General features: G+C 72.7%; 20 protein-coding genes and 2 pseudogenes. 16 read left to right on the forward strand and 6 right to left on the reverse strand.

Annotated elements, in window-relative coordinates:
- The first annotated feature begins 47 nt into the window (after positions 1-47).
- From IE198_RS01775 to IE198_RS01790, 4 genes are read left to right on the forward strand one after another with little or no spacing between them, the layout of a single operon-like run.
- On the forward strand, positions 48-1,103 hold the full coding sequence (locus IE198_RS01775; protein WP_189881865.1) for an NAD-dependent epimerase/dehydratase family protein: 1,056 nt from the start codon (positions 48-50) through the stop codon (positions 1,101-1,103).
- On the forward strand, positions 1,097-1,783 hold the full coding sequence (locus tag IE198_RS01780; RefSeq protein ID WP_189881867.1) for a glycosyltransferase family 2 protein: 687 nt from the start codon (positions 1,097-1,099) through the stop codon (positions 1,781-1,783). Before IE198_RS01775 ends, IE198_RS01780 begins: the two co-directional genes overlap by 7 nt.
- The gene (locus tag IE198_RS01785) at positions 1,780-2,406 is read left to right on the forward strand and encodes a TIGR04282 family arsenosugar biosynthesis glycosyltransferase (RefSeq protein WP_189881869.1); all 627 of its coding nucleotides are present in this window, start codon (positions 1,780-1,782) and stop codon (positions 2,404-2,406) included. Before IE198_RS01780 ends, IE198_RS01785 begins: the two co-directional genes overlap by 4 nt.
- Positions 2,403-3,053 (forward strand): class I SAM-dependent DNA methyltransferase, encoded by a 651-nt coding sequence (locus IE198_RS01790; RefSeq protein WP_189881871.1) that lies wholly within the window; start codon positions 2,403-2,405, stop codon positions 3,051-3,053. Before IE198_RS01785 ends, IE198_RS01790 begins: the two co-directional genes overlap by 4 nt.
- 204 nt (positions 3,054-3,257) lie before the next feature.
- Here IE198_RS01790 and IE198_RS01795 read toward each other — a convergent pair whose 3' ends face one another.
- Positions 3,258-4,115, reverse strand: a complete 858-nt coding sequence (locus IE198_RS01795; protein WP_189881873.1) for a helix-turn-helix domain-containing protein — start codon at positions 4,113-4,115, stop codon at positions 3,258-3,260.
- A gap of 151 nt (positions 4,116-4,266) precedes the next feature.
- Here IE198_RS01795 and IE198_RS01800 point away from each other — a divergent pair, with 151 nt between their 5' ends.
- Positions 4,267-4,869: an NADPH-dependent FMN reductase gene (locus tag IE198_RS01800; protein WP_189881875.1), complete on the forward strand. Its 603-nt coding sequence runs from the start codon at positions 4,267-4,269 to the stop codon at positions 4,867-4,869.
- Between the two features lie 27 nt (positions 4,870-4,896).
- Here IE198_RS01800 and IE198_RS01805 read toward each other — a convergent pair whose 3' ends face one another.
- Together IE198_RS01805 and IE198_RS01810 are read right to left on the reverse strand one after the other, a co-directional pair.
- Complete coding sequence (locus IE198_RS01805; RefSeq protein ID WP_229833680.1) at positions 4,897-5,307, reverse strand: hypothetical protein; 411 nt, start codon at positions 5,305-5,307, stop codon at positions 4,897-4,899.
- Positions 5,307-6,473 carry a molybdopterin-dependent oxidoreductase gene (locus IE198_RS01810; protein WP_189881878.1) on the reverse strand — a complete coding sequence of 389 codons (1,167 nt, stop codon included), beginning with the start codon at positions 6,471-6,473 and terminating at the stop codon, positions 5,307-5,309. Before IE198_RS01810 ends, IE198_RS01805 begins: the two co-directional genes overlap by 1 nt.
- 105 nt (positions 6,474-6,578) lie before the next feature.
- Here IE198_RS01810 and IE198_RS01815 point away from each other — a divergent pair, with 105 nt between their 5' ends.
- From IE198_RS01815 to IE198_RS01825, 4 genes and pseudogenes are all read left to right on the forward strand, one after another.
- Positions 6,579-8,003 carry a glycosyltransferase 87 family protein gene (locus tag IE198_RS01815; RefSeq protein ID WP_189881879.1) on the forward strand — a complete coding sequence of 475 codons (1,425 nt, stop codon included), beginning with the start codon at positions 6,579-6,581 and terminating at the stop codon, positions 8,001-8,003.
- Positions 8,000-8,173, forward strand: a pseudogene (locus IE198_RS34875) (MFS transporter); the annotation flags it as partial. The gene IE198_RS01815 and the pseudogene IE198_RS34875, both read left to right, overlap by 4 nt.
- A pseudogene (locus IE198_RS01820) lies at positions 8,174-8,614 on the forward strand (anhydro-N-acetylmuramic acid kinase); the annotation flags it as partial.
- 23 nt (positions 8,615-8,637) lie between these two features.
- The gene (locus IE198_RS01825; protein WP_189881883.1) at positions 8,638-10,545 is read left to right on the forward strand and encodes a M64 family metallopeptidase; all 1,908 of its coding nucleotides are present in this window, start codon (positions 8,638-8,640) and stop codon (positions 10,543-10,545) included.
- Here IE198_RS01825 and IE198_RS01830 read toward each other — a convergent pair.
- Both IE198_RS01830 and IE198_RS01835 read right to left on the reverse strand, forming a co-directional pair.
- Positions 10,538-10,774, reverse strand: a complete 237-nt coding sequence (locus tag IE198_RS01830) for a DUF397 domain-containing protein (RefSeq protein WP_100110189.1) — start codon at positions 10,772-10,774, stop codon at positions 10,538-10,540. The two genes, IE198_RS01825 and IE198_RS01830, sit on opposite strands and share 8 nt — an antisense overlap.
- Positions 10,775-11,635 (reverse strand): Sco1979 family transcriptional regulator, encoded by an 861-nt coding sequence (locus IE198_RS01835; protein WP_189881885.1) that lies wholly within the window; start codon positions 11,633-11,635, stop codon positions 10,775-10,777.
- A gap of 125 nt (positions 11,636-11,760) precedes the next feature.
- Here IE198_RS01835 and IE198_RS01840 point away from each other — a divergent pair, with 125 nt between their 5' ends.
- From IE198_RS01840 to IE198_RS01850, 3 genes are read left to right on the forward strand one after another with little or no spacing between them, the layout of a single operon-like run.
- Positions 11,761-12,249: an ATP-binding protein gene (locus IE198_RS01840; RefSeq protein ID WP_229833681.1), complete on the forward strand. Its 489-nt coding sequence runs from the start codon at positions 11,761-11,763 to the stop codon at positions 12,247-12,249.
- The gene (locus tag IE198_RS01845; protein WP_373299738.1) at positions 12,243-12,662 is read left to right on the forward strand and encodes a hypothetical protein; all 420 of its coding nucleotides are present in this window, start codon (positions 12,243-12,245) and stop codon (positions 12,660-12,662) included. Before IE198_RS01840 ends, IE198_RS01845 begins: the two co-directional genes overlap by 7 nt.
- 49 nt (positions 12,663-12,711) lie before the next feature.
- Positions 12,712-13,005, forward strand: a complete 294-nt coding sequence (locus IE198_RS01850; RefSeq protein WP_189881887.1) for a hypothetical protein — start codon at positions 12,712-12,714, stop codon at positions 13,003-13,005.
- A gap of 39 nt (positions 13,006-13,044) precedes the next feature.
- Here IE198_RS01850 and IE198_RS01855 read toward each other — a convergent pair whose 3' ends face one another.
- On the reverse strand, positions 13,045-14,058 hold the full coding sequence (locus IE198_RS01855) for a helix-turn-helix domain-containing protein (RefSeq protein WP_229833682.1): 1,014 nt from the start codon (positions 14,056-14,058) through the stop codon (positions 13,045-13,047).
- Between the two features lie 321 nt (positions 14,059-14,379).
- On the opposite strand from IE198_RS01855, the gene IE198_RS01860 reads away from it, so the two are divergent.
- The 4 genes from IE198_RS01860 to IE198_RS01875 all read left to right on the forward strand — a co-directional run bounded on the left by IE198_RS01860 (position 14,380) and on the right by IE198_RS01875 (position 18,269).
- Positions 14,380-15,027, forward strand: a complete 648-nt coding sequence (locus tag IE198_RS01860) for a helix-turn-helix domain-containing protein (RefSeq protein ID WP_189881891.1) — start codon at positions 14,380-14,382, stop codon at positions 15,025-15,027.
- 78 nt (positions 15,028-15,105) lie between these two features.
- Positions 15,106-15,636 (forward strand): toxin-antitoxin system, toxin component, encoded by a 531-nt coding sequence (locus tag IE198_RS01865; RefSeq protein WP_189882772.1) that lies wholly within the window; start codon positions 15,106-15,108, stop codon positions 15,634-15,636.
- A gap of 3 nt (positions 15,637-15,639) precedes the next feature.
- Positions 15,640-16,827, forward strand: a complete 1,188-nt coding sequence (locus IE198_RS01870; protein ID WP_189881893.1) for an MAB_1171c family putative transporter — start codon at positions 15,640-15,642, stop codon at positions 16,825-16,827.
- A complete protein-coding gene (locus tag IE198_RS01875; RefSeq protein WP_189881895.1) occupies positions 16,824-18,269 on the forward strand; it encodes an FAD-dependent oxidoreductase in 1,446 nt (481 codons plus the stop codon). The genes IE198_RS01870 and IE198_RS01875 overlap by 4 nt, the downstream gene beginning before the upstream one ends.
- Positions 18,270-18,316 lie beyond the last annotated feature (47 nt).

An 18,316-nucleotide genomic window follows, 5' to 3' on the forward strand; every position in this document is an offset into this window, starting at 1 on the left:
GGCGCGGAACGGCCGTCCGCCGCCCTTCCCGCCGTAGCGTCGCAGACATGCGTGTACTCGTCACAGGTGGCGCGGGCTTCATCGGCTCGCAGATCGTCACGGCACTCACCACGCGCGGCCATGATCCGGTCGTGCTCGACGCCCTGCTCCCCGCGGCCCATCCCCGCCCTCCGCAACTGCCCGACGCCGAGTGGATCCACGCGGACGTACGGGACCGGGCGGCCGTGACGGACGCGCTGCGCGGCGTGGACGCCGTCTGCCACCAAGCCGCGATGGTCGGCCTCGGCACCGACTTCTCCGACGCGCCCGACTACGTCGGCTGCAACGACCTCGGCACGGCCGTGCTGCTCGCGGCGATGGCCCGGGCACGGGTCACGGACCTGGTGCTCGCCGGTTCGATGGTCGTCTACGGCGAGGGCCGCTACGACTGCGCCCGGCACGGCCGGGTACGGCCCGGGCCGCGTGCCGCGGCGGACCTGGAGGCCGGGCGCTTCGAGCCCCGGTGCCCCTCGTGCGGCGATGAACTGTCTCCCGGCCTCGTCGACGAGGACGCACCCGTCGACCCGCGCAACGTGTACGCCACGACGAAGCTGGCGCAGGAGCATCTGGCAGCTTCCTGGGCCCGGTCGACCGGCGGGCGCGCCGTCGCCCTGCGGTACCACAACGTGTACGGGCCGGGGATGCCCCGCGACACCCCCTACGCGGGTGTCGCGTCCTTCTTCCGCTCCGCGCTGGAACGGGGCGAGGCACCACGGGTCTTCGAGGACGGCGGCCAGCGCAGGGACTTCGTGCACGTACGGGACGTGGCAGAGGCCGACGCGATCGCACTGGAAGCGGTCCTGGGCAGGGAGCCGGGGGTGATGACCGCGTACAACACCGGCAGCGGGACACCGCACACCGTCGGCGAGATGGCCGCCGCACTGGCCACCGCGCACGGAGGACCCGCGCCGGTCGTGACCGGCGAGTTCCGGCTCGGCGACGTACGGCACATCACCGCCGACTCACGACGGCTCCGCGCAGAACTGGGCTGGAAGGCACGGGTCGGCTTCGCGGAGGGCATGGCCGAGTTCGCGGCGAACGGCCTGCGGGGTGCCGCATGCTGAGCGCGGACGTCGTCCTGCCCTGTCTGGACGAGGCGCAGGCACTGCCGTGGGTGCTGTCACGCGTTCCGGCCGGCTGGCGGGCGATCGTCGTCGACAACGGCTCGACCGACGGCTCGGCCGAGATCGCCCGCGCGCTCGGCGCGCATGTCGTGAGCGAACCACGGCGGGGCTTCCGGGCGGCGTGCCACGCAGGGCTGAGCGCGGCGGAAGCGGAGTACGTCTGCTTCTGCGACTGCGACGCGTCGCTGGATCCCGGGCTGCTGACCGGATTCGTACGCGAAATCGCGTCCGCGGGCAGCGACTTGGTGCTGGGGCGCCGACGACCGCAGACACGGGGCGTGTGGCCCGCGCACGCACGGGCCGGCAACGCGGCGCTCTCCCTCATGCTCCGCCGCCGCACCGGGCTGCGGCTGCACGACATCGGCCCGCTGCGTGCGGCGCGCCGCACCGACCTGCTGGCGCTCGGCCTGACCGACCGCCGCAGCGGCTACCCGCTCCAGATGGTGGTCCGTGCCTGCGACGCGGGCATGCGGGTGCGGGAGGTCGACGTCCCGTACCTGCCGCGATCAGGGAAGTCGAAAGTCACCGGTACATGGCGGGGCACCTGGCAGGCCGTACGGGACATGAGCGCGGTGCTCGCGGAACAGCCGCGTTCCCCGGTGGGTGGGGATGCCCGATGAACGGAACGCTGCTGGTGATCGCCAAGGCGCCGGTGCCGGGCCGGGTGAAGACCCGTCTCACACCCGTCCACACGCCCGAGGAGGCCGCGGCCCTGGCCGAGGCCGCGCTGCGGGACACCCTCGACGCGGTGCTCGCCACGCCGGCGAGGCGCCGGGTCCTCGTCCTCGACGGCGAGCCCGGGGCATGGCTGCCTCCCGGCATCGACGTCGTGCCGCAGTGCGGGGGCGGACTGGACGAACGGCTCGCGGACGCGTTCGGACGGTGCGACGGCCCTGCGCTGCTCATCGGCATGGACACACCTCAGGTCTCCCCTGAACTCCTGTCCGCCGGGCTCGACCTGGTTCCTGGGGAGGCCGCGCTCGGTCCGGCGGACGACGGCGGGTTCTGGGCGCTCGGCCTGGCGGAACCGGACGGACGGCTGGTGCGCGGTGTGCCCATGTCGTCCCCCGACACGGGCGCCGCACAGCGGCAGCGGCTGGTCCGGGCGGGACTCGGGGTGCGGGAGCTGCCGCGGCTGAGGGACGTGGACACGCCGGACGACGCCCGGCGGGTGGCCGCCGGTGCGCCGGGCACGCGGTTCGCCGCGGCACTGGCCGCCATGGCCGGGGCCGGGGCACGTTGACCGCGCCGCCGGCCTGGCAGGCCGACCCGTACACCGACGCGCTGCGCACCGGCCGCGGTCCGCTCTACCTGCGGCGGCCCGACGGGTGGCTGCTGCCGCTGGACGTCGAACGCTGGTGCGCCGAACCGGACGCCGCCGACCGCACGGTCCTCGCGCGCAGCCGCGGCACCGTCCTCGACATCGGCTGCGGGCCCGGCCGCCTCGTCGCCGCGCTCGCCGCGCGCGGACGGACCGCGCTCGGTATCGACGTCAGCCCCGAGGCCGTGGCCCGAACGAGAGGCATCGGCGGCAGCGCGCTGCGCCGGTCGGTCTTCGACCCCCTGCCGGGCGAGGGCTCCTGGAGCACGGCGCTGCTGATCGACGGCAACATCGGCATCGGCGGGGATCCGCGGGCGCTGCTGTCGCGTGTGGCCCAAGTCGTCGCACCCGGTGGCCTGTTGATCGCGGAGACCGCGCCGCTGGACGTCGACGAGCGCGTCCGTGTCCGAGTCTTCGACGGCGTCGCGGCCCAGGGCACGGCGTTCCCCTGGGCCCGCGTGGGCGCGGGGGCACTGCTGCGGTACGGGACGGGCGCGGGGTGGTCGCTGCGGGGCACGTGGACGGTGGGGACACGGCGGTTCGTGGCGCTGGGGCGCGGGGCGCGGTAGGACGCGGGGCCGCTGCGCGTTCCCCCCGCCCCTTCCCGAACCGGCTCCGGCCCGGACCCGGTACCGCGCTTCGCGCGGTGTTTCGGGGGCTCCTCCCCCTACGCCTGGCGGCGTGGGCAGGCCCCCACCGGAGCCCCGGGCCTCAAACGTCGGCGGGGCTGCGTGTGCAGCCCGGCCGGTGCAAGACGTTCACGTCGGCGGGCGTCACGCCGTCGAGACCGCGCGCAGCGCGCCCGGTCGCCTCCCCGCCAGCGCATCGAGCGCCGCGGACGCCGCCGCGTCCGCGGGCAGGTGGACCAGGAGGCGCTGGTCGTCGTCGGCCGGGAGGTCCAGCGTCTCGTAGGCGAGCCGCAGCTCACCCGCCTGCGGGTGGGTCATCCGCAGGACGCCGCTCGGCCGCGGCAGCCCCGGCAGCCTCTCCACCCGGTCGGTGAAGACCGTGCCGGCCGTGACGGTCAGTTCGTCCGCCAGGGCCGCGATGTGCGGGTCCGCGCGGAACGGGCCGTGTTTGAGGAAGGCGACCTGCTCGTCGGCGACACGCTCCCAGTCGGGGTACGCGGCACGCGCCCGGTCGTCGGCGAGCACGAAGCGGGCGAGGTTCGGCGGGGTGTCGTCGAGCAGGCCGAGGGGGCCGGTCAGCCGCTCGTACCCCCTTGTCCAGGCCAGCAGTTCAGCGACGCGGTTGACCAGCACCGCCGGCGCGGGCTCCAGCCGGTCGAGCAGGGCCCGCACGGTGGGGCGGACGTCACGCAAGGGGGCCGCCGCACCCATGCAGCTGAAGCCGCCGTCGGCGGCCTTCGTCAGCCGGTGCAGATGGATGCGCTCGCCCGGCGGCAGCCGCAGTGCGTCCGCCAGCGCGGAGAGCACGGACGGCGACGGCCGCCGGTCCCGGCCCTGTTCGAGGCGGGTCACGTACTCGACGCTGACGCCGGCCAGGGTCGCGAGTTCGGACCGGCGCAGGCCTGGCGTACGGCGGCGATAGCCGACGGGCAGGCCGACATCGGCCGGCGAGACGGCCTCGCGGCGCGTGCGCAGGAACAGGCCCAGCTCGTTGTCGCTCACCGTTCGAACCTAACAGCCTGGCGTACCCGGATCGTGGCCCTGCCACTACCAGTCTCGGCCCGGCCTTCCTGGCCGCGTGCCGCGGCGGCAGGTTGGAGGCCGAGCGGCCCCGGTCCGGGGCGGCTCCTGTTCATCGACGAGGAGTACGCACATGTCCGAGAAGAACCTCCGCCTGGCAGTGATCGTCGGCAGCGTCAGGCAGGGCCGTTTCGGCCCGGTGGTCGCCCGGTGGTTCACCGAACAGGCGCAGTTGCACGGTCGGTTCACGGTGGATCTGATCGATCTGGCGGACACGCCGCTGCCGCTGGACCTGCCTCCCCTGCCTCCGGCGCTGCAGCCGGAGATGGACCGGCCCGCGGAGATGGCCGGCCTGACCCGCAATATCGCCGACGCCGACGCGATCGTGGTGGTGACGCCGGACTACAACCGCAGCTTCCCGGCGTCCTTGAAGGCCGCCATCGACTGGCACTACACGGAGTGGCAGGCCAAGCCGATCGGTTTCGTCGGGTACAGCGGCGGCAGCGGCGGTCTGCTGGCGATCGAGCAGCTGCGTCAGGTCTTCGGCGAGCTGCACGCCCACACGGTGCGCGATGTGGTCTCGTTCCCCCGCTACTACGAGCTGTTCGGCCCCGACGGCACACTCATCGACCCCGAGGGTCCGAACGGCGCGGCGAAGGCGATGCTCGACCAGCTGCTGTGGTGGGGCTCCGTGCTGCGTGACGCCCGTCGCGACCGCCCGTACGCGGCCGCCTGACGCCGCCCGCCCGCCGTACGCGGCCGCCTAGCGCCGCCCGCCCGCCCGGTTGCGCCGTGCCCACCTCACGCTCAGCCATCGGCCCGTCAGGACGGCGCCGGTCACGGCGGCCACCGCGGCCAGCGACAGCAGCCAGTTGCGCGGGTAGTCCAGCGGCAGCACGGAGGGGTTCCTCGGCGTGCCCGGGGCGAGCAGCACCGGCAGGGCGATCACGGTCAGGCACCCGGCGCCGACGAAGGCGCCGCGCAGCAGGCCGCGGGCTGGGAGGAGGGCCAGCAGCAGGCCGATGACGAGCACCAGCGGGGCGATGAGGAGGTCATGGAGGACGACGGCGCCCGCGAGCCACAGGGCGACGTCCCGGAACTGCCCGCCGGTGACGAGGAGGGACAGGCCGACGGTCATCAGGGCGATACCCGCCGCGCCCAGCAGGAGCCGCATCACAGCACCGCCTCGATCCTGCTGACCCACTTCGTCTGCCATACGCCCGGTCGGTTGGGGGCGATGATCCGGGCGGGGTAGCCGTGGTCGAGGGAGAGCACCTCTCCGTTGAGGCGCAGCGCGAGGAGGGTGAGCGGGTCGTCGGTGTAGCCACCGCCCATCTCCATCACCCGGTAGGCGCCGCGCCGCTCCAGCGAGACGGCCCGCAGCGCCGTCCCGGGCGGCGCCCCGGCCCGTTCGAGCAGGTCCTGGACGCGTACGCCCGTCCATCGTGCGGACTTGCTCCAGCCTTCGACGCAGGCGATGGGCAGGGTCACGGTGTGCTGCGGCAGGGCGGCGAGCTGGTCGAGGGTGAGGGTGTAGGAGCGGGGTCCGGTCACGGTGAGCCGCCAGTCGGCGACGTTCGCCGGGCCGACCCGGGCGGCTGCGGCGGTGCGGTTGACGGGCAGACCCTGCGGGCCGTGGTCGGGGTGGCGGGGCGCAAGCAGATCGAACCGCCGGAGCGGTGTGAGCGACTGGCCGACGGTCGTCAGGGTCACCGCCCCGACGGCCGCGGCCACACCGGCGAGCAGGGAACGCCGGTCGGGCCCGTCCTCGGCGGGGAGCTCGAGCGTCCCCGGCGAGCGCCGGCTCCAGTGCGACGTGATCTTCGGGTACTTGACGGCGATGTGCAGCACGAGCGCGCCCAGCAGCAGCCAGGCCACAGCGAAGTGCACGGGCACGAAGGAGAACGGCCACGGGTACCACTGGACGGTGTTCAGCAGACCCGTACCGAGCTGGAAGACGGACGCCGCGACGAGCACGGCCACCGAGAGCCGTTCGAGGCCGTGCCGCACCGATCGGAGGGCCGGCCACACGAACAGCCTGGGATAGACGGTCCACAGCTTGGCCATCAGCAGCGGGATCGCCGCGATGCCGGCGGCGACGTGGAGCCCCTGGGTGATCCGGTAGCCCCAGGCGGGGCGGCTGGGCAGCGCCCCGGCGAGCCAGTCCGGCGGCCGCTGCAGATAGTGGCTGATCAGTCCGGTCATGAAGCACACGGCGATCGCCGCGCCGAGCCACCGGCCGACTGCGGTGGCGGTGCGGGCGTCGTGCAGCCTGCCGGCGAACCTGGGCGGCCGGACGGTGATCGGCGGTCCGATCCTCCTGATTCTCATGTCTTCCATGAGAACGCCGAGAGCTGCCCGGCCAAGGGTCCGACTCCTTACGGAAGGCTGACGTCAGGGGGCGTCTACGCCGTTCGGGCGGCTGTGGCTGCCAGGGTGGGCCACATGATCAACATGCGCTCGCTCACGGCCGGGGTCCTCGTCGGGGCTCTGACGGCTGTGCTGGCGGTGACGGTTCTGGAGGACGGGTACGTCACCGCTCCGGGCGGCCTGGCCTGGTGGTACGCCGCCTGCTGGCTGCTGTTCGCGGCGGCGGCCCTCGCCGTGCGCAGAGCGCCGGTGCGGCACGCGGTGGCGCTGATCCTCGCGGGCGGTGTCGCGGTCGCCGCGACCGGGCTGCTCGCCCCGCCGCGCACCAGCACCGACTCCTACCGGTACGCCTGGGACGGCAGGGTGCAGGCCTCCGGAATCTCCCCGTACGACCATCCGCCCGCCGATCCGGCGCTCGCGGATCTGCGGGACGGCTGGCTCTTTCCGACCGGTGCGGCATGCGAGGTGCCCGAGCGGGCCAGGATCGCGGGGCCCAAGGGCGAGGCGCACTGCACCCGGATCAACCGGCCGGGCGTCCATACGATCTATCCGCCGGTCGCCGAGGGCTACTTCCTGCTGGTGCACGCCGTCTCGCCGGGCGATGTGCGGCACAAGGCGCTGCAGACGGGCGGCGCACTGCTGGCGCTCGCCACCACCGTCGTGCTGGTGCTCGTGCTGCGCCGGCGCGGTGATCCACGGACGGCGGTGTACTGGGCGTGGTGTCCGGCCGTACCGCTGGAGGCGGTGAACAACGCGCACGTCGACGTGCTCGGGGTGCTGCTGGCGGTCGCGGGGCTCGGGGTGGTGGTCCGCGGACGTCTCGAGGGGGGTGTGCTGCTCGGTGCGGCGGTCGCGACGAAGCTGCTGCCGGCGGTGGTGCTGCCGGGCGTCCTGGCGGGTGTGCGCCGATGGCGGGACGCCGCGGCCGTCCTGGTGCCGGCCGCGGCCGTCGTGGCGTTGACGTACCTGCCGCACCTGCTGCTCTCCGACAGCTCCGTGTTCGGCTATCTGAGCGGCTACACCGAGGAGGAAGGGTACGACGACCCGTCCGCCCGCAACCGGTACGCGCTGCTGCGGCTGGTGCTGCCGGACACATGGGCGCTGCCCGCGGCGGTGGTCGTGACGGTGGCTGTCGTCGCCTGTGTGGTGCGGCACGGCGATCCCGAACGCCCTTGGAGCGGGGCACTGTTGGTGACCGGCACGGCGTTCCTGCTGATGACACCGGGGTACTCGTGGTACGCGCTGCTGCCGGTGGCGCTGGTCGCCCTCGACGGCCGGTGGGAGTGGCTGGTGGTCGCGGCGGCCGGCGCGGCCAAGTACGTCACCGTCCATCTGGACGCCGACGGGGAGACGATCGGCACGAGCGCGTACGTTCTGGCGGCCGCGGCGGTGCTCGCCGGCTGGGCGCTGCGGCGCTCGCGCGGCAGGCAAGCACCGGCCGCGCCGCCGGTGAGTGAGCGCGCGTCCCGGACGGTGGCGGTGGGCAGGCATGGGGAATGACGCCTTCCGCCGCACGTTCCGACGCTCCGCCCGGCCGCTCCCGTCGTGCGCTGCCGGCCGGTTCGGTCGGCAACTTCGTCGAGTGGTACGAGTTCGGGGTCTACGGGTACTTCGCCACGATCACCGCCGCAAACCTCTTCACGCCGGAGGGCGGCAGCGATGTGGAGGCCAAGGACCTGTTCCACGCCGGGTCTCTGCGGGAGGCGCTGTCCGATTACGGCACTCTTGCGCCCGAGGACGTGGTCGCCACGCTCACCCGGCTGACCGCACGGACCGTCGCGGACGCGCTGCGCCCGCTGGGGGTGAGCGAGGTGTTCGCGTCGGGCGGTGGCACGCGCAACCCGCCCATGATGGCGGCGCTCCGTGCGGAGCCGGCCGGCACGCCGCTGCGTACCTCGGACGAGCTGGGTGTTCCGGTCGGGGCCAAGAAGGCGTACGCCTTCGCGGTGCTGGGCTTTCTGACCGTGCACGGCCTGGCCGGCACGGTGCCCGCGTGCACAGAGGCCCGCACGGCACGTGTCCTCGGCTCGCTCACCCCGGGCACCCGTCCCCCGCAACTCCCCTGCGCCAGAGGGAACTTGGTCAACACCACCACCTTTACGCAGCGTTGATGCCGGTCGTACGCTGCATCACCATGACCTCAGCCGGTTCCTCTGGCCGCCGGGCGGCGCTGCTGGCCACCGCGGGCGCCGTCCTGGCCGCGTTCGCACTGGGCACCGCCACTGCGACCGCACATGCCGAGCCCCGGGTGACCGACGGGGCGACGGTCGTGCCGTTGCAGACCACGGGGCCTGCGGACAAGCGGTTCAACCTGGTGGTGCTCGGCGACGGATACACCGCACAGGAGATGCCCGCCTTCCGGGCCGACGTCGAGAAGCACATGAACGTGCTCTGGTCGACGGAGCCGTTCGCGTCGTACCGCTCGTACATCAATGTGTGGGCCGTCGAGCTGCCGTCCGCCGAGTCCGGCGTCGACTGCGACCCTTCGCTCGACGCACCCGGCCGCGACACGCCGCTCGACATGGGCTTCTGGGGCGGCTGCAACGCGAACAGCGTGCAGCGGCTGCTCACCGTGGACAGCGGCGCGGCCACCGCGCTGGCGGACCTGGTGCCCGGCACCGCGAGCGCCAACCGCCAGATCGTGGCTCTGGCCAACAGCGGGACGTACGGCGGGGCGGGCGGCACGTACGCCACAGCGTCGGGCGGCAACGCGCTGTCGTCGCTGATCACCCCGCACGAGATCGGGCACTCGCTGGGCGGGCTGCAGGACGAGTACGACTACTACGCGCGCGGCGTCCCGGGGGGTACGTACTCCGGCGGTGAGCCCGCCTCCGCGCACCACACGCTGCTCGCCGAGGCCCAGATGCGGCAGCAGCATGCCAAGTGGTGGCGCTGGCTGGGCGAGGAGAGCGTGTCGGGCGGGATCATCGGTCGTCACGAGGGCGGGATGTACAGCACCAAGGGCGTGTGGCGGCCCAGCAGGCACTCGATGATGAAGACGCTCGGCTATCCCTTCGACCAGGTCGAGCGCGAGATCATGGTGCAGAAGATCTCGGCGAAGGTGAACATCGTCGCCGACCACACACCGAACTCCGCCGCCCTCGGCGCGGACCGCACGGTGTGGGTGGAGACACTGCACCCGGTCGGCGGTGAACTCGACGTCGTGTGGCGGTTGGACGGCAGGCGGCTGCGCGCCGTGGGCGACGCCCGCACGGTCGATCTGCGCCGGATCGACATGCGGCCCGGCGCACACACGCTGACGGCGACGGTCACGGACCGCACGCCGTTCGTGCGCGACCCGGCGGTCCGGGCGTCCTCCGCATTGAAGCGCACCGTGACATGGACGGTGGACACGTCGCTCACCACTCCCCCGGACACGGTGACGCCCGCGTTCACCGGTCATACGCCGACGGGCACGCCGGTGGGCGCCGCCTCCGTCGTCCACGCGGACACCACCCAACCGGCGGGGCGCAGCGTGGCGGTGCGCTGGGCGCTCGGCGGCCGACCGGTGGCCAACCCGGGAAACGACCGGGACCTGGACCTGGGTGCGCTGCGACTGCGGCCCGGCAGCCACCGGCTGACGGCACGCGTCCACGGCACGGCCGCCGAACTCGCCTGGACCGTGGACGCCTCGCCTGCCGAGGGCGCGTACGAGCTGTCCGGGCCGCTGCGCACGGTCCACCGGCCCGGCAGGCCGGTGGAGTACGTGTACGACGGCCCGTTCACGATGCGTCTGAGTGCAGGTGACGACCACGGGGGCCATGTGGTGCGCGAGTTCCGTGTCGACGGCGACGGCTGGCAGACGTACTACGGCTGGCCGACCGACGCCGACGCGCCGTACCGCTTCACGCCGCACGGCACGGTGATCGACGACCTGGTGTACGGCAAGCTGGGCACGCCCCGGGTGGTTCCCTGGGACGACACGACGCCCGACTACGGCACCCACACGATCGAGTACCGGACGGTCGACTCCGCCGGGAACGTGTCCGCTGCGAAGAGCTTCCTGGTGACGCTGCTGCCCCCGCGGCAGCAGCTCAGTTGACCAGGAAGTCCGCCTTGCCGGACTTCGCTCCCTGTATGAATGCCTCGATCTCCCCGGAGGTGTAGATCAGCGCGGGACCGTGGGGGTCGGCGGACTGACGCACGGCGACCCTGCCGTCTGCCAGCTTCATGGTCTCGACGCAGTTGCCGCCGTTGCCGCCGCTCCACGGTTTGTGCCAGCCGTCCTCGCCCAGCTCGGCGGCCGGCATCCCGTTGTATATGCGATCCATTCACAGCTCCTTGCGGAGATCGCCGAGGATCTCCCTCGTCCGTTGCACTGTCGCGGCCTGTGCCGCCATGCGGTCCATGACCTCGAGGTGCGTGGCGACCTCGGGGCGCGCATCGAGATAGACGGCGCCGGTCAGGTACTCGCTGTAGACCATGTCCGGGAGCTCGGGCACGGCGAACCGGAAGAGGACGAACGGCCCGTAGGTGCCGGGGTGGTGCCCTGACGCGAACTCGGCGATCTGCAGGGTCACGTTCGGCAGTCGGGCGCCCTCGAGCAGCCTCTCGACCTGGGCCCTCATCACGCCCGGCGCGCCGACGGGACGGCGCAGCACCGTCTCGTCCATCACCACCCAGAGCCTGGGGGCATCCGGTCGCATCAGCAGGGACTGGCGCTCCATGCGCAGCGCCACGTGCCGTTCGATGTCGTCGGGGTCGGTGTGGCCGATGGCTCCGCCGAGCATGATCGCTCTGGCGTAGTCCTCGGTCTGGAGCAGACCGGGCACGAACTGCGGTTCATACGCACGGATGACGCTTGCGGCACCCTCCAGGCTGACGTACATGCTGAACCAGTGGGGCAGTACGTCGTGGAAACGCTGCCACCAGCCGGGCTTGTTGGCCTCCTCGGCCAGCTCCACGAAGCCGCGGGCCTCCTCGTCGCCGATCCCGTAGGCGCCGAGCAGCAGTTGTACGTAGGGGATCTTCAGAGCGACCTCGGCGGTCTCCATCCTGCGGATGGTGCCGGGGGCGACGCGGAGCACCTTCGCCGCTTCCTCGCGCTTGAGACACGCACGCTCCCGCAGCTCCTGCAGGCGCTTGCCGAGGACGACCTGCCCCACGGTGGGGGCGGACCGCGGTTCACTCACTTCGAGACCTCCCCACGTGCTGTTTGCGAGCAGTGTGCCACGGCCCCCCACCAATGAATATGCCCACTCTGCATTTTTCAGAGTGGGCCTTGCCAACGTGGCGCGTGCAGCGGGAGAGTGGTCCTGTGAACCGTGACGCGCTCGCCTCCGAGCTCCTGGACCCCCACGCGGGGACCGATCTCACCCGGTACGCCTTCGAGTTGCCGGCGCGCGTCGAACATGTCTCCCGGGCGAGAAAGCTGGTGTCCGCACGGCTGGCGGGCTGGGGAGTCGACGGGGACCCGCACGACACGGCGCTGCTGGTCGTCTCCGAGCTGTTCACCAACGCCATCGTGCACACCGACGGCCATCTGGTCGCCTGCCAACTCCACGCCGGCACCGAGCGGTTGCGGATCACCGTGCAGGACCAGGGCTGCGCCGCCACCGGCCCCCGCGTGTGCCACGGGGCCCAGGGCGAGCGCGGCCGCGGGCTGCTGCTCGTCGAGGCGGTGAGCTGCGCCTGGGGCACGTACGACGCCGCACCGGGCACCGGCCGCGCCGTCTGGGCCGAGCTGACGTGCACGCCACGGCTTGCGCTCGGCAACGGACCGCCGACACGGGAGTGGCCGTGCTGAGGAACCTGGCACCGCTCGGCTCAAGGGGCGTACGCCAGGACCACGCCAATCGTCTCACCCCGCTCGACGTGCCGGACGCCCTGCACACCGATCTGGGGTGCGACGCGGTCGGCGTGCCCGCACGTTACGGGCTCCGTCTGCTGGGCCGGATGCCGAGCACCGGCTGCATCTTCGCCGACAGCGCATGGTGGTGGTGGATCGTCCCGGCCGGCTCGGACCTGGACCTGGCCTGGCCGCTGCCCTCCCACTACGCCCGCGGTGCCAGGGTGCCCGCGACCGGGGCCCGGCTGATCCGCCGCCCGACGGGACCGAGTCCCTACACCCCGCCGATTCCGCTTTACCTGATGGCCTGCCAACTCACCGGTGCGACTCCTCGGTGGCCCGCGGGCGTGGGCGTCACGGCACGGCGCTGAACCGATCCCACCGGACCGGACGGCAATCCGCCGGGATAGGCTTCTGCCCATGTCAGAAGCGAATACGGGCCCCGAGCGGCAGGGCCTCACACCGCGCCAGGCCCGCGGCGTCCGGATAGCTCTCTCGGCCGCCATCATGATCGCTGTGGCCGCCACGCTGGTGCTGCGACTGGGCAACACCCACTCGATGCTCACCGTCGGCTTCTACGGCATCGCGCTGATCCTCTCCGGCACCGCCCTCGTCCTCAGCCGCGCCGGACGCACCCGGTGGGCCACCCTGGTGCTGGGCACCGGCGTGGCGGTGGCCGTCGTCGCGGAGTGGGCCGTCGCCTCGATGGGCTGAACCGGCCGGGCCGGGCCGCCCGTACGGGCGAGCCGCCCTTCAGCCGCCGGAGACCGCTCGCAGATGGGCCCGGCGGCGGCGCACACCGGGCGCACCGACCGAGCGGTCCTCGCGGAGGGCGAGCGTGATCCGCGTGTAGCCCTTGTCCTGCAGCGTCGCCGGAGTCTCGTCGATGATCCGGCAGTCGGTGCGGCCCCAGCGCGGGTCCGGATGATGCACCGGCCGTACGGCTCCGTCGTGGTGGATCGCCGACGCGCCCACCGCGCTCATCCACAGCGGCAGTCCGCACCGGTAGGCGGCGTCCATGATCGGGTCGTCCGCGATGTCGTCACGAATGGCCTGAAGCGCACCGTCGTCGCCGTGCTTGTCGAGTGCCGCGGCGAGCTGGGCCATCAGCGGCAGGCACCAGCTGGTCTCGTGCTCGCCGAGCACCGTGCGGGCCTCGGGGTGGAACAGCACGAACCGCAGGAAGTTGCGGTCCGGCATGGCCGTGGGATGCGGCCCGATGCCACAGAAGAGGGCATCGAAGGCCGGGTTGCTGTGGGCGACGTCCCAGTGCCGGTCGAAGAGCACGGAAGGCAGCGGCACCGCGTCCATCACCGCGGCGTAGTCCCGCAGGTAGGCCAGTGTCCCGGGGTCCACCGGCCCGTCCGGCCGTGACGGCGGCCGCTCCGGCTCCTGCGGTCGCACGGGAACCGGCGGCGGCACGGGCATCGAGGGCCGGTCAGGGACGGGGCGGCGCACCGGCCGCGAAGGCGGCACGGGGCCCGACGGCCTGACGGGGGTGTGCCCGTCGAAGGCACCGCGCGCCGGGGCGGGAACGTCCGTCTCGGCGGCGAGGCGCAGCAGCCGACCGCCCTGCTGGTCGTTCAACTCCAGGGCGTCGACCAGGGCGCACAGCGTCCCCTCCGGCCACTCGTGGCCGGGCGTGCGCTCCCAAGTGGCGTAGGTGTAGGCGGTGACGCCCAGGCGGGCGGCCACCTCCGCGAGACTCAGGCCCAGTTCCTCGCGGCGGCTCCTGAGAGCGTCACCGAGGCGCTTCGTACGGGCCATGGCCCGGGCGGCTCCGGCAGGGCTCGGGCACCCGCGGACGCCCCGGCGCCCGACGCCCACCTCGTGTGTCATCGAGAACGCCACCCTTCTCGGAGCCTCTCGCAAGTACCGCTGCGACAGCTCCCTTTGGATCTTCACACCGCGTGGCGATCCTGCTACCGCGAACACGGGGATGTCAACTATCGTGGCATTCCGCGCCGCTGAGCACTCAAAACGCGCCACAGCTGTGGCAAGACCTTGGCTGACATGACGTGAATAGGGTTAACTTCCGGCAGCCCCTCAGGATGCGGGGCTGCCTCGCGTGATCTAGGAGACCTACTGGTGACAGACGGCTTCTCGGTTCCGGGTCCGACGGCCACAGGCCCTCTGGCGGCATCGGTCGCCCGGGTCACCGAACTTGCGGACAAGCTCGGAATGAGCCACGGCGAGGTTTTCGACGTCCAGAAGCTCTCCGAGGCCTCCGGTGTTCCCGCCGACGTCGTGCGCGCCCTCCTCGACGGGCGCCCGGCAGGCGAACCCGACCTCCAGGCACGCTTTCTGCAGCGCTTCGACCTGCTGAGACGCACCCGGCTCAAGCCCAACGGCCGTCGGTACACCCAGCAGGAGATCGCCGACGGGGCGGGCATGTCCCGCCAGCAGGCGGGTGCGCTCATCAACGGCGACCGGCGGCCGACGATGGAGCACTGTGACGCGATCCAGCGCTTCTTCAAGGTGCATGCCGGCTTCCTGACCGCCGACGATGCCGACGCGCTCGACAGCGCCCTCCGGCGCACCGAACAGCGCCTGCTCCAGGGCTACGCGGGCGACGGCGACCCGCTGGAGCGGCTGCTGCAGGACCACGGCGTACGCGGCATCGCCTGGCGGGCGGCCCAACTGCCCAGCGACAAGCACCGTGACAAGGTGACCGAATGGCTCGACATGCTCCTGGAAAGCGTGAAGCCGGGCCCCGACACCCCCACAGAGCCCTGATTTCCGGACAGGCTTGGATTTGTACGTGTCCTACAAGGCCCTGACGGGGAGAGGAGAGCGGTGAGCATAGGCAAAGAGATGCGCCGGCTGTGCAGTGAGCTCGTCGGCGGAATCGGTCTCCCCGCCCCGGCGGAGCCCGCCGAACTCTACTCCGCCCTGTGCAAGGGCATGAGCAAACACCGTGGCAGGCCGGTCCGTCACCGCATGGCGTCCTTCCCGCCGGGCACCGCCAGCGGGCTGTGGCTCGACATGGCCGACCAGGACCTCGTCGTCATCGAGGAGCGCACGGCACCCGACCATCAGCTGGTGATTCTCGGCCATGAGCTGTGGCACATGAAGGCCGGACACTGCAGCCACCATGTCGAGGGAGCGGCCGTGGCCGCACGGCTGCTGTGCGACGAAGCGGATCTGCAGGCCACCGTCCTCAAGGTCGCCGCTCGCACCCACTTCGACCAGGTGGAGGAGAACGAGGCAGAGAGCTTCGGACTGCTGCTCGGCAGCAAGTGCCGTGCCTGGCTCGCCGGTTCGAACGGCCGCGGCCCGGTCCGGCGCGACGGGGTCGCGGGCCGCATCGAGGCGTCCCTGGGATACCGCGGGCCACAGGGCTGAGGCGTGAACGGACCGGACTACTACATCCCCGCGGGCGCTCTGGGAATCGCACTTGCGTTCAAACTGCCGGGGCTGCGGCGCAACTCGCGTGACCCGATGCTCCGGTCCGTGTGCGCCCTGCTGATCCTCGGCGCGTCCACCTTCTTCTTCGCCGCGCCGCCCACCATCGCCGAGGTCAACCGCATCACCGGGGTCTCCAACTTCTCCGCGCCGCTGGTCTACTGCATCCTCTCCGCGTTCAGCGCGTCCTGCCTTGTGCTGCTCGTCAACTGGCGCGGCGGCCCGCCGGAGGAGACCCGGCGGATCTCACTGCGCTGGATGGCCGCGTACAGCATGGTCGTCGTGGCCCTCGTCGTCCTCTTCCTGCTGGGCGACGCGCCCGTGGAGCGGTTGCGGGACCTGGACACGTACTACGCCAGGACGCCCGGCATCCGCGAGATGATCGCGCTCTACCTCGCCGCCCACAGCGTCGCTGCGGTGGGCATGACCGTGCTGTGCTGGCGCTGGTCCCTGAAGGTGAGCGGCTGGCTCCGCGGCGGCCTGGTGATCATCGTCGTCGGATCGCTGTTCAACCTCGCCTACGGCGTCACCAAGTCGGCCGCCGTGGCGGCCCGCTGGGCGGGACACGACTGGGACTACCTGTCCACGCTGGCAGCACCGCCGCTCGCGTCGGTCGGCGCGCTGCTGAGCGCCGTCGGCTTCGTCCTGCCACTCGCCGGCCAGCGCGTGTCCGACAGCTGGCACGCCTGGGCGGCCTACCGCCGCCTCGGCACGCTCTGGCGCGAGCTGCGCTCCATCGCACCGCACGGAACGCCCTCGGTACGCATCTCGCTGTTCTCACCGGCCGAACTGCGCGTCACACAGCGGGAGTCCGACATCCACGACGGCATGCTGCAGCTCGACCCCTACTTCGACCGTGTTCTGCGCGAGGACTCCTACGCCCAGGCACTCGCCGGGGGGGCCGACCCCCGGCAGGCCCACGCGGTGGCGGACGCGGCGATGGTCGCCGCTGCCCTGCGGGCCCGGGCGGCCGACCCCGAAGGGCAGATCGTCAAGTCGGCCGAGGCCTACACAACCGTGGCAGCCGCGGGACCGCGCGACCTCGTGCGCATGTCCCTGGCGCTGCGTCATTCACCCGTCGTCGAAGCAGCGCGCACGCGTGCAGCCAGGTCAGAGAGCAGCACCCTATGAGCAGCGATCCCTTGAGAACCCGCCGGAACCACGGCCGCAGAGCCGTGGTGATCGGCGGCGGGCTGGCCGGCATGCTGGCGGCCGGAGTCCTCGGCGAGTACGTGGACGAGGTCCTCGTCATCGAACGTGACGTCCTTCCCGACGGGCCGCGCTCCCGCAAGAGCCTCCCCCAGGCGCACCACGCCCATCTGCTCTGGTCGGGCGGAGCGCGGGCGATCGAGTCCCTGCTGCCCGGCACCACGGACCGCTGGCTCGCCGCCGGCGCCCGCCGGATCGCGCTGCCGACCGGGCTGGTGTCGATGTCGTCGCAGGGCTGGTTCCGCCGCTTCCCCGAAATGCAGTTCCTGATCGCGTGCAGCCGGGACCTGCTCGACTGGGTCGTACGGGAGCAGGTGCTCGCCGGGCCCCGTGTCACCGTCCTCGACCGCACCGAACTGCTGCGCCTCGAAGCCTCCGCCGGGCGCGTCGACGGCGTACGGGTGCGCAGCGGCGCCGAGGGCGAGCGGGTGCTGCCCGCGGACCTGGTCGTCGATGCGAGCGGCCGCGGCTCCCGGGCTCCGGAGTGGCTGCGGGCGCTGGGCGTGGGCGAGGTGCGCGAGGAGAAGGTCGACTCGGGGCTGGCGTACGCGAGCAGGATCTTCCGGTCGCCGGAGGGCTCGGAGGAGTACCCGGTCGTCAATGTGCAGGCCGACGCGCGCGAGCCGCGGCCCGGTTGCACCGCCACGATCGTGCCCATCGAGGGCCGGCGGTGGCTGGCCACGCTGTCCGGTACGCGCGGCGGCCAGCCGACCAACGCCGCCGACGAGTTCGAGGACTTCGCCCGCTCCGTGCGGCATCCCGTCGTCGCGGACCTCATCTCGCGCGCAGAGCCGCTGACGGACGTCGTCGTCTCCCGCAGCACGGTCAACCGGCGGCGCTACTACGAGAAGATCCGCGACTGGCCCGAGGGCTTCGTCGCGCTCGGCGACTCGGTCGCCACCTACAACCCCGTCTACGGGCACGGGATGTCGGTCGCCGCGCAGGGCGTCCTCGCACTGCGCACGGCGCTCGCCGCACACGGCACGGACTCCCCCGGGCTCGCCCGCCGGGTCCAGCGGGCGGTCGCGGGACCGGTCGGCACGGCGTGGGACCTGGCCACCGGGCAGGACATCCTCTACCCCGGCGCGATCGGGAAGGACCCGGGGGCCGGGGCGCGGGTCCTGCGCACGTACGTGGACCGGCTGATGCTGACCGCGACGGGCCGACCTCTGGTCGCCAAGGCGCTCTTCGACGTGATGACGCTGTCGGCGCCGACGGCTTCCCTGGCGCGGCCCGAGATCGCGCTGGCCGTCCTGCGCGGGCCGAAGCTGCCGCCGCTGCCAGGGCCGCCGCTGAGCGACGACGAGCTGCGGGTCGCGAAGGCGCCGCGGGGCGAACGTGAGGCGGACCCGGCGGAGGCGTGACGCGTGAGCGCTGCGGGTGGGGGCCCGCTGCCCGGTGCCCACCCCGT

Origin of the sequence: Streptomyces xantholiticus, assembly GCF_014651015.1 — a bacterium.
In the GTDB taxonomy this organism is placed as follows: Bacteria; Actinomycetota; Actinomycetes; order Streptomycetales; family Streptomycetaceae; genus Streptomyces; species Streptomyces xantholiticus.